The following is a 10,125-nucleotide window of genomic DNA, read 5'->3' on the forward strand; positions in this document are numbered from 1 at the left end:
TTCTCACCACCCGCCTATTGTTGTTCCGCCGCGGTGCATCTCATCTTCGAGCGCATACCGAACGGCGTCAATCGTATGATTGTTTTTGTCCGGATACCCAGCCTTAAAATTCCCATTCGCATCCCGATCCAGCTCATAACCATAAAATTCGCGCCAGGTATTCGGGCAGCGGTCTGGGTCGATGATAATTTCTTCAAGTTCTTCAGCAAGCCACTTAATGCCATAATCTACGCTATCCGGCCCTTTACGAGCACCGCGGATGTGGATACCAGCCGCTCTGTAATCTGCAATACTTTTCGGCTCTGCACTGTCTGCGGTAACCTCCTGATTCAGCGGATTATGCTGCCGCACAAGCCGTGCCGACGCTGCATTGCTCAACCGCACCTGATAGATTTCATCAAAAATATAGAGCCGCCGACGGGTTTTATCATAATTGCAAGCCACATAAACAAATGGGTCGGACGCATAGCCCCAGTCAAGGCCGCGCCGGATATGGTCAAAGTGGCTAATTTCTTCATTCGTAATCGTCCGGTGCGTCAAGTTTGTAAATACCTCTGCGCCGGTACCCGTGATTTCTCCAAGATATTCATGTCTGTACGCCTCAGGTTTTACGGATTTTAAATGCTCTGCATCCGAAATAAACTGTTCTCCCAGCCAAGCCGCGGGCACAGATCGATAATCACTGTGGTGCTGCATCATATCTGGCATTGAAAACTCAACCGGGTCATTTACCCAGTTGCGCTGCGACTTTGGTGGATTGTATGTATAAAACACCGTGAATTGCTCGCCACCACGGACAACCGACTGCTGAATGCTGCGGATTTTTTCAGACCCTTCAAACTCGTCCAGTTCTTCGAACCACAGGTATTTTATATACCCTTTAGAAACCTTGATTGATTTGGATTTTTTAACCTTGTCAGCACCGCGAAATAAAATTGTCTGGCCGGTTGGGATATAAGTCAGGCGCAGCGGGGATATGGTGTCTTTCCATTGCCCAGCTACGCCCAACTTATCAATCGCCCATAGAAGCTGTTCATAAACGCTGTCATGTAAATTTTCCTTATATCGGCGGAAAACAACGGCATTTGTGATTGTTCCGGCCGCCGCGTCCCGCATCATCCCAAGAATGATTTCTGAACTCACAAAAGACGACTTTGTGCTGCCACGCCCTCCATCGAGTTTGTAATAGGTGTGCTTGCAATCAAGAATATCCTGATGAACGGGATAAAAGGCCGGTGCGATAACGTCAGTCAGACGGACAGTCGGCCTTTGGTATGTCGTCAACAATGGTCACCCCAATACCCCCATTCAAATTCACATTATCGGTAAACATTCCGAAGCGTTTACCCAACAGCTCCAGAGCTTTTAACTTGTCAGCAAATCTAATCTCACGTTCAACACCTTCGCCATCAGCCGTGGGAATTGTTTTAACCTTCACCGATGCGATAGCTGCCGTATCATCCCGAGAAGATCCATCCTTTATCGTCGCGTTATTAAAATCGATTACATCCTCTGAGTTTACAAACGCCACTCTGGCAAGTTCCCTAACCACACGATCCGCGGTCACCCCCGTCCGCTTTGACTGCTCCGCCAAGGCCGCATCTATACGTGCACGAATTTCAGGTTTTTCAAGGTTTTCTCCACCAATAGCGCCTGCGCTGTTTGGGCTGTATCCGGCACGAATAGCCGCCTGTGTAGCATTCAAGTCAATTAAGTATTCATCGCAGAACTTTTTTTGTTTTGCTGTCAATCTGGCCACTATTCCCACCTCGTTTCAATCGTTTTTGCCAATAAATATCCGCCCTGCGCTCAGCCGGTCCGTAAACGTGGGCATTGAACGCAGGGCGGTAACGTGATTTCATATACGGTCACCACCGAAAAATGGTATAAGAAAAGCCCTGGCTTTTCACAGCCAGAACTTGGAAAAATATCTGAAAAATTTTATAAAAAGTATTGACTTATACGTACGTATAGAATATAATATAATCAGAATGGAGGTAAACTGATGGGGGGAAAACGAAAAGCCCTAAAGCGTCGGATAAAAAAGCTGAAAGAAATTCTTGAATGGCTCGCACTCATAACAGGAATAACTTCAGCAATCTATACGATGCTTAAGGGCTAAAGCGAGGGGAGCGAGAAGCTCCCCAAGCTCACCTATATTATACCTCATCGGAATGGATATGCGCAAGAATATTATAAGTGTCCCTATCCTTGCATTGGCCCTCGCAAACCTTGTATTAGCCATACGTGACGGCTTCAACCCATTAAGCATTGTTGCTCTAACGCTGGCATTTATCGTCCTTGTGTGGGATATCGTGGAGGTGATACGAAACGGACGAAAAAAATAAATACTCGGCGCAGCAAAAGCATTTGCGCTCTCATTATGTCCGGTTTCCACTTGACTTAAAACCAGAAGTTTTGGAGGCGTTCAAAGCCAAGTGTGTGGAACGCGGCACAACACCCACAGCGGAAATCAAGAAGTTTATTGCTGAATATTGTAAAGCAGAGGACGAATAATCCTTTGCTTTTTCTTTGGCGTCACCGCCCGGCTCTGGCCCGGCAGGCCCCGGATAATTCCGTGCCCGGTGACATAGTTTGCGCCCGGAAAAAGGAAACAAACCGGGCGCTGAATAGGAGGAAGCGAGCCATGTCCCTTACTTGTAATTATTTCATAAACATCCGGTCAGCCGGACGTTCTTCTAAAATTTCTCAGCTTAGTTATACCACAGACGGAGTATCAACTTCTATCAACTGCTCTGAAATTTTTTGAAGCGCCCTACCATGAAGCTCGCAAACCCATTGATAAGAAATATTGAGATCCACCGCAATTTGCTCCCAGGTCTGACCGTTGATATACCTGCGAGTCAAAACCGCTCGCTGTTTGGCATCCGTTACAGACTGGATTACCACCTCAATTTTGTGTTTTATTTCTTGCAGATGGTCTATCTCCAAGTCAACTTCATGCTCCATGTCCACAATCTTTCCAACAATAACTGATACCTTGTCCTGGGCTGCGGATGATTGTACCCGGTCTGGGATAAGGCTCTGTGTCGTTTTCGTTGCAAGTTCGCGGAGTCTATGTATCTGGTCAAGCTTCGCATTAATTTGGCGGTTCGCATCCTGATATTGCTGTAAAAATTCTTTCGACGTCATTATTTTTCCTCCCTTGCTCGTTCGATTCTCACTCTTAAAGCCTTCAGTAGACTGTCTTGTGTAGTACTCTTGCCCTGCAGCGCTTCCATGACATCCTCATCCATACTGCCCTGCACAATCAGGTTGTGGATAAAAACCTTTTGCTTCTGACCTTGACGATGAAGTCTTTTGTTTGCCTGCTGGTAAAGTTCAAGACTCCAATTCAGCCCGAACCAGATTATGTGATTACCGCCGTCCTGAAGATTCAGTCCGTAGGCGGTGCTGGCCGGATGTGCCAGAAGGGCATCAATTTTGTGATTGTTCCAATCGGTTTCATCCTGCGGGCCCTGATAGACTCGGACTCGTAAGCCGGATTTTGCAAGTGCTTGTAGCAGCCTGTCCCTGTCATGCTGGAAGTTATAAAACACCAATGCAGGTTGCCCTTGTAAGGCTTCCACGGTTTCCAGGAAGGCTTCGATTTTACATTTGTGAATTTCTATCACCTTGTGGTTCTCCCCGTACACCGCGCCATTGCCAAGCTGCAGCAGCTTATTTCCGAGAACCGCCGCAGTAGTCGCCGTGATTTCTTCCTCGTTAACTTCCAGAAGCATATCGCGTTCCAGCTTCTTATACGCTTTCTGTGCGGCTGCATCCAACTTAACCGGGATGTCGTCATACACAATTTCCGGCAGTTCCAAATAATCCTTCGCACTCATACTGATGCAGATATCGGAAATCTTATCCTGAATGGTGCTACCGGCACCTTCTTTCGGTTTGTAAGAAAATATCTGCTGCGCATTTCGCTGGTCCGGGTCGAAATACCTTTGCCGGAATCCTCCAATCGTCTTCCCCAACCGTTGGCCACCGTCAAGGAGATAAATCTGCGCCCATAGGTCAATTAATCCGTTCGGCGCCGGTGTACCGGTCAGCTCCACGATACGAGAAATCTTACCGCGCACCCAGCAAAGAGATTTGAAACGCTTTGCCTGATGATTCTTGAAGCTGGAAGACTCATCTATAACCACCATATCGAAGGGCCAATCGTTGCGGTAATAATCCACCAGCCACTGAACATTTTCGCGGTTTATCACATACACATCAGCCGGTGTATTCAATGCCCGGATTCGCTGCTTGAGGGTTCCCAACACCGGAATAATCCGCAGCAATTTCAGATGATCCCATTTTGCGGCTTCTTTCGACCATGTAGCTTCGGCGACTTTTTTCGGGGCTATCACAAGCACCCGCCGAATGGCGAACCGGTTATATTTCAACTCATTCACAGCGGTAAGGGTAATAACTGTTTTTCCCAAACCTAACCCATGTCCAAAAACAGGCCAAGCGCAGCGTCATTGATAATCCGTTGAATGCAATATACCTGATATCCGTGTGGTTTGAACATCATGGGGCATCACCTGCCTTTCCATTCTGCAATCAGCCAATCGATATTCGCTTTGCAGTCTATCACTCTGACATCTAGGCCAAGCCCTGTTAAGATTTCATGCTGCCGTTCCTGCAGCTTCGTCGGCTTCTTGCCCGGTGCTTTCAACTCGACAAATACAACTCGTCCACCCGGTAAACAAACCAACCGGTCAGGCACCCCATCATTACCCGGTGAAACAAATTTGTAAGCCTTACCGCCGAGTTCCTTGACCCGATCGCGGAGGTACGCTTCTATCGTTGATTCTCTCATTTGCTTTTCATCCCTTTCAACAAACTCTACACGCGCGCGTATACATATACGCGCTTAGGCGCGCTAGGCGGGTACGTGTATGCCTAATTGCCTATTCAATAATTAATATTAAAAAGATTGTAGAATTGTAGAAAATAGTAATTTGTTTAGGATTCATGTGGTTTTAACCGTCTACAAAGTTTGTAGACAGATTGTAGGCTTTGTAGACCTGTCTACAATCGCTTTGTAGACGAATTTGAGTTTGTAGACTAGTTTGTAGCAACTTTTTCAAAGCCTCTTTGCGCCTTACAGTACCCAAATTTACCAGGGCTTTTCATTCGTTTCCAATCTTTCCGCATTGCAATTATGGCATTGATTTCCGCGGAATCCGAATTTTTGATTGCCCGTATGTCGTTTCCCAACGCTTCGCACCAAATCTCCAGCGCGCACACCTTGCGGCGCTCTACCAGCTTTAGCTCCGGGTTTTTCTCGCCGCCATTCCAGAACATTAACCGCCTCTGCAAATCCCACGAATCCCAGTCCTCCGGGACTTTCTGTTCAAGGAAGTCTATTATGATACCCTCGCGGGTGCTATGCTCTCTGTGGCTTTCCTGTTCTTCCTTAGCGGCCTTTTCCAGTTCACCGGATAAATACAACGGCTCCCCAAGTTTCCAGCGCGTGACCGCCTCAGCCCATAGCTGGTCTAACTCATTATCTAAGTCTTTAAAAACGCTTTTTGTCGGCTGCGTGATTGCCAGATCAACCGGCCAAAAGCGCCGGCCGCCGGTCGGGTCACGTAGATATTCACCGTTATTGGATGTACCGAAGAATACACAGCACCGCGGGCATTCCTGCACATGGCGCCCATACGCCGCACGGAACCGGTCTACGCGTTGGCTGAGGAATTGCTTTATCCGTCCTACTTCTGATTTATTAAAGGCTTCCAGTTCGCCGATTTCGACGATCCAGACGCCCTGAATTAATTCGCAAGCTTCTTTCCCTTCAAAGGTTTTAAGGCCATCTGTGAACCACTTGCGCCCCATTTTATTCAGCAGCGTGGACTTGCCAATCCCCTGCGGTCCCGTAAGGATAGGCATCGTATCGTATTTGCAGCCGGGGTTTAGTGCGCGGGCGACGGCCGCGGTAAAGGATTTCCGGGTTACTGCCCGAACATATTCGGTATCAGCGGCACCAAGATAGTCGATGAAAAGGCGGTCGAGCCGCGGCACACCGTCCCATTGCAGGCTGTTCAGGTAATCCTTCACTTCATTAAAAGAATGGTTGTTCCCACACAGGCCGAGCGCATCCGTAACCTTATCCTTGCCGGTGATACCATAAATTTTCTCCATATACCAGCGTGCGCCTTTATCGTCGTTGTCGTTCCATGTCCGCCGTCCCGGGTGGCTTAAATCCCATGGTAAGGTGTCGGCAACAATACCGCGTTTCGCGAATTCATCATATTGGATACGGCCTTTAAGCAGCGGGTCGTTTTCGAGGATAATCAGGATATTATCGGTGGTTTTCGCCGGAACACCCGTCTGAGGGCTTACCTGCAGCAGCTTCATCCAATCCTCCGGGGTCTCGTTCTCTGCGCTCGCCGAATCGTTTGTAAAGTCCTTGGTGGCGTTCTCATATCGTTCTTTATTGAGTAACGCCGCAACCGCAGCGTCTGCAACTGCCAGCTCGCACATGGCGGTATAGGACGGTAAACGGTTCGTAGGTGTATCGGGCTTTGCGTCATCGTCCTTGTCGGAAAACAGGTGATATCGAACAAGGTCAAACGCGTTGCAGAGCTTCCCGCCAGCGGGGTCTGTCGCGTGATGGGAGTAAAGGAATGTTCCGTTATCATATACAATGGCGCCACCGGTTGTGCTGCCGCCTGTGTAGGTGTACCGTTCAGAGCTATTGTCAACAGGTTCATAGATGCCGGGCAGGAACTTTTCCATAACATCGTAAATGTTGTATGTACGGCAGAACGCGCCGACTACGCCGCTTTTCTGCGTGGGGTCACCCTGCTTTGCAGCAAGTCGCTTGTGCGTGTCCTGCACGCCCGGCACCTGCGGCCACGCGTTTATATCATGCCAGTCCGGATAAAGGGCAAGCATGCCGTCAGCCGATAAAAACGGCTTATCACCGTATGTAAATACGTACTGGCTGTCACAGCAGCAGGACGGCCAGTACATAAGCCTTGACGCTTCAAAGGTGGACGGGTCGCACATGCCTATTCCAATTAGATTTGCGGTCATCCGAGCGATAGGTTCGTACTCGTCTGCGGTGACAGTACGGTCAAGCGGTAGGATAATACGCAGCCGAGGCGCGTCCGGAGAGTGCTTACGGGTCGAGTACACAGCATACCCGCAGCCAAGCCCGTCCACTCGGCGCAGTACGTCGTTTGTTCCGCCGGCGGGGATATGGTCGAGGTCGAGGGTTAGTATATCGCGTCCGTCGATGGCGTTACCCTTGCGCCGTCCACCACCATGGACGATGCCACCGACGAACCCGCCAACGTCTTTCAGGCTATCCTGTTGGGCTTTTGACATTTTGAGGTAGACATCGAGGGTTTCTGTACCGCGCAGCGGCGTACGGAGTTTATCATATAGGTCAGATAAATAGAGAGTCTGTGCCGGCCAGCGCGTTGCATTGCGGCTGTTGCCGGTACTGATGGTTATTTGTCGGTCATATTGGAGCATTTTGTCGAAGTCACTCCTTTACGGTCTCTGAATACAACTTAGAATGTTTTCCGATTAAATCTACGAAGGCGCCCAAAATATCCCTTCTTTCAGTCTTTGGTATAGTAGCTTCCAACCCACCCGTCAGCTTTTAGCGGAAGTCCGGGTGCCCATGGTATCGGTTGGCTCATGATTTGGCAGACCGTGTCAAGGTTTGCCTTTTCCTTTTTCACATCAATTACAACTTCGTCATGCACATGGAACACAACCGGGAATCCGGCGGCTTCCAGCCGTTCGATATTTTCGGCTAAACAGTCTCGGGCGATTGCCTGTACACAGTTCTCGACGAGCTTCCCGCCGTATGTATCAATGACTTCCCACTTCTTACTTGTTTGGTTCATGCCATAGTAATGCAAAGAATCATTGCCCCATTGGTTTGGGGAGAGAAAAGGCTTTGCGTAATACAGCTTTCGACCGGACGGCAAAGTAATCGTAAGGAAAAATTGGTCGGTTGTATGGTCGCCCTCAAGGGCAAATATCAAGCCGCGAACGCCCGCCGGCCGTCCTGTCTGAACAACGTTGATTGCTGTATTCTCAACTGAGTACCAGAGGTCAACAATCCGTTTGTTGCTGTCTCGCCAGCGGCGGACGATATCGGGAAGGTCTTCTTCCGAAATTCCCATTTTCAGGGCACCCATACTTATGAGTGACCCGGAACCACCTTGATAACCGAGCGCGAGGGTGGCGACTTTGCCCTTTTGCCGCAGCGCGTATTCCGGCTGCCCTTTGACGATTTTTTCGATTGGTACGCCGAACATCTGAGATGCAGTCGCTTCGTAAATTTTTCCGTGTGACCGGAATACATCGAGTACCCACTCCTCACCGGCAAGCCACGCAATCACACGGGCTTCGATGGCGCTGAAATCTGCGTCCACAAATTTATGCCCCGGTGACGGAACAAGCGCGGTACGGATAAGCTGTGAAAGGGTATCTGGCACGCTGCCGTAAATCAGCTTCAGACTTTCGATTTTCTGATCTTTAACCAAATCACGGGCTAGATCCAGCATTCCGCCATTAATATGTGTCTGCGGAAGGTTTTGAGGCTGAATAATTCTGCCGGCCCAGCGCCCCGTCCGGTTGGCACCATAAAACTGTAATAATCCTCGTACACGTCCATCGTCGCAGACCGCATCGGTCATGGCCGTGTATTTTTTAACGCTGGTTTTGGAAAGTTCCTGCCGAATCTCCAGAACCCGACGGGCGTCATCGCTGTTCAAATTACTGCCAAGCATTGCTGCGACAGTATCTTTGCGCAGGTCGGCAACTTCCTCTCCGGTTTCCTTTGTCAACCAGCGGGAAAGCTGCGCTACGCTGTTGGGGTTATCTAGTCCGGTAAGTTGTACGGCTTCTTTGGCAAGCGCCACGGTGACGGTATCGGAGCATTCTAGTGCGCCGTGAATTAGGTCGAGGTCGACGGCTACACCGCGGGAATTGATTCGCAGGTCGGTTTCCCACTGGTGCTGCACCTCCGGCGGCACCGGGAACGGAGATAACCGACGCTCGATTTCCTGTTCAGTAATGACATCCTGCCGGTTGTATTCCTTAAATAGTTCCCATTTCTCTGGTTCATGTTGTGGTAGTGTCCGGGTGCGGTTACCGTTGCGCGCCGTAGGCTTGCAGGGTACGCAGAATGTCCGGATTAATGCTTTGCCGGTCGCCAGCTTGCGCTTATCCTCCGGCAGTCCCAATGCTTTGCCTGCAACGTCCAAGCTGGCCGGATACCCACAATAAAGAGCATGGAGCATCGTGTCGCGCCAGCTCGGCAGAGAGTCAATAGGATTTCCGGTAATCAGATTATTCTTACAGCTTGTTAGACAGTACCATTCAAATGCCGCATTATAGGCATGCTTGATAACATTTGGATCATTAAGAGCGCGGAGTAATTCTCCTGGAATTTTTTCTCCCGAAGCAAGGTCAACTACAATCGGTGGTGCGCCGTCGATGGAATACCCTAACAGTAAGATTTGAAAATCCGGAGATTGCACGTATTTATACAGCCCTGCCTTTGCGATTGGGACAGAGGAAAAAGTTTCAAGGTCAATGTTCAGGTGATGAATCATTGGTGTCCTCCTGTAATTTCATTCAATGTTATTTCCTCCTAACTTAAGATTTCTGGGGCGGGGCCTTACGGTGACCCCGCTAGGAACGGGCAACGATGTTATCTGGTGAACGGAGCACCGGTGATCGGGTCAACGGCAGGATACTGCGGATAATTTTGCGGCATATCGGGATACTGCTGTGCCGACGTCTGTGCGAACGGCAGATATGCAACGGCAGCGGGTTGCTGTGCATATTGCGGGTACTGCGGAGCCGGAGCGGCCACGGGGAAAGCGGCTTTCTTTTTTAAGTACGATTTTCGCGCGGTCTCACGATGTTTTGCACGGTTGCGGATATAATATTCGCTCATATATTTGCGACGCTTTGCGCGCCTTTTGGCATAATCGATATCGAGGTCAACGTCATCATCTTTGTAAAATCCCATCTCGATATCAGCTTTGATACACTCTGCGCGCCATGCGGCATATGCCCGGCTTACCATGCTTTTCCCAGCCTCCTGCGTATGTACTCCCGGTTGTAATGGATCCGGGCGCCATC

General features: G+C 49.5%; 7 protein-coding genes and 1 pseudogene. All 8 read right to left on the reverse strand.

The window, feature by feature from the left end; genetic code table 11:
• Nucleotides 1-3: 3 nt before the first annotated feature.
• Entirely contained in the window at nucleotides 4-1,287 is a 1,284-nt protein-coding gene (locus tag CAGA_RS11765; protein WP_413814396.1) for a PBSX family phage terminase large subunit, read from the reverse strand.
• Nucleotides 1,247-1,759 (reverse strand): terminase small subunit, encoded by a 513-nt coding sequence (locus CAGA_RS11770; protein WP_167875235.1) that lies wholly within the window; start codon nucleotides 1,757-1,759, stop codon nucleotides 1,247-1,249. The genes CAGA_RS11765 and CAGA_RS11770 overlap by 41 nt, the downstream gene beginning before the upstream one ends.
• Before the next feature lie 959 nt (nucleotides 1,760-2,718).
• Nucleotides 2,719-3,153 carry a sigma factor-like helix-turn-helix DNA-binding protein gene (locus CAGA_RS11775; RefSeq protein WP_135661048.1) on the reverse strand — a complete coding sequence of 145 codons (435 nt, stop codon included), beginning with the start codon at nucleotides 3,151-3,153 and terminating at the stop codon, nucleotides 2,719-2,721.
• The gene (locus CAGA_RS11780) at nucleotides 3,153-4,442 is read right to left on the reverse strand and encodes a DEAD/DEAH box helicase (RefSeq protein ID WP_135661049.1); all 1,290 of its coding nucleotides are present in this window, start codon (nucleotides 4,440-4,442) and stop codon (nucleotides 3,153-3,155) included. The genes CAGA_RS11775 and CAGA_RS11780 overlap by 1 nt, the downstream gene beginning before the upstream one ends.
• A 98-nt stretch (nucleotides 4,443-4,540) precedes the next feature.
• Nucleotides 4,541-4,822 carry a PDDEXK family nuclease gene (locus tag CAGA_RS11785; protein WP_135661051.1) on the reverse strand — a complete coding sequence of 94 codons (282 nt, stop codon included), beginning with the start codon at nucleotides 4,820-4,822 and terminating at the stop codon, nucleotides 4,541-4,543.
• Nucleotides 4,823-5,070: 248 nt separating this feature from the next.
• Nucleotides 5,071-7,491, reverse strand: coding sequence for a virulence-associated E family protein (locus CAGA_RS11790; RefSeq protein WP_135661053.1), 2,421 nt, complete (start codon nucleotides 7,489-7,491; stop codon nucleotides 5,071-5,073).
• 89 nt (nucleotides 7,492-7,580) lie between these two features.
• Nucleotides 7,581-9,590 carry a DNA polymerase gene (locus CAGA_RS11795; RefSeq protein ID WP_207669583.1) on the reverse strand — a complete coding sequence of 670 codons (2,010 nt, stop codon included), beginning with the start codon at nucleotides 9,588-9,590 and terminating at the stop codon, nucleotides 7,581-7,583.
• 98 nt (nucleotides 9,591-9,688) lie between these two features.
• Nucleotides 9,689-10,125: pseudogene (locus tag CAGA_RS11800) on the reverse strand (hypothetical protein); the annotation flags it as partial.

It is taken from the genome of Caproiciproducens galactitolivorans (genome assembly GCF_004768785.1).
Taxonomy (GTDB): domain Bacteria; phylum Bacillota; class Clostridia; order Oscillospirales; family Acutalibacteraceae; genus Caproiciproducens; species Caproiciproducens galactitolivorans.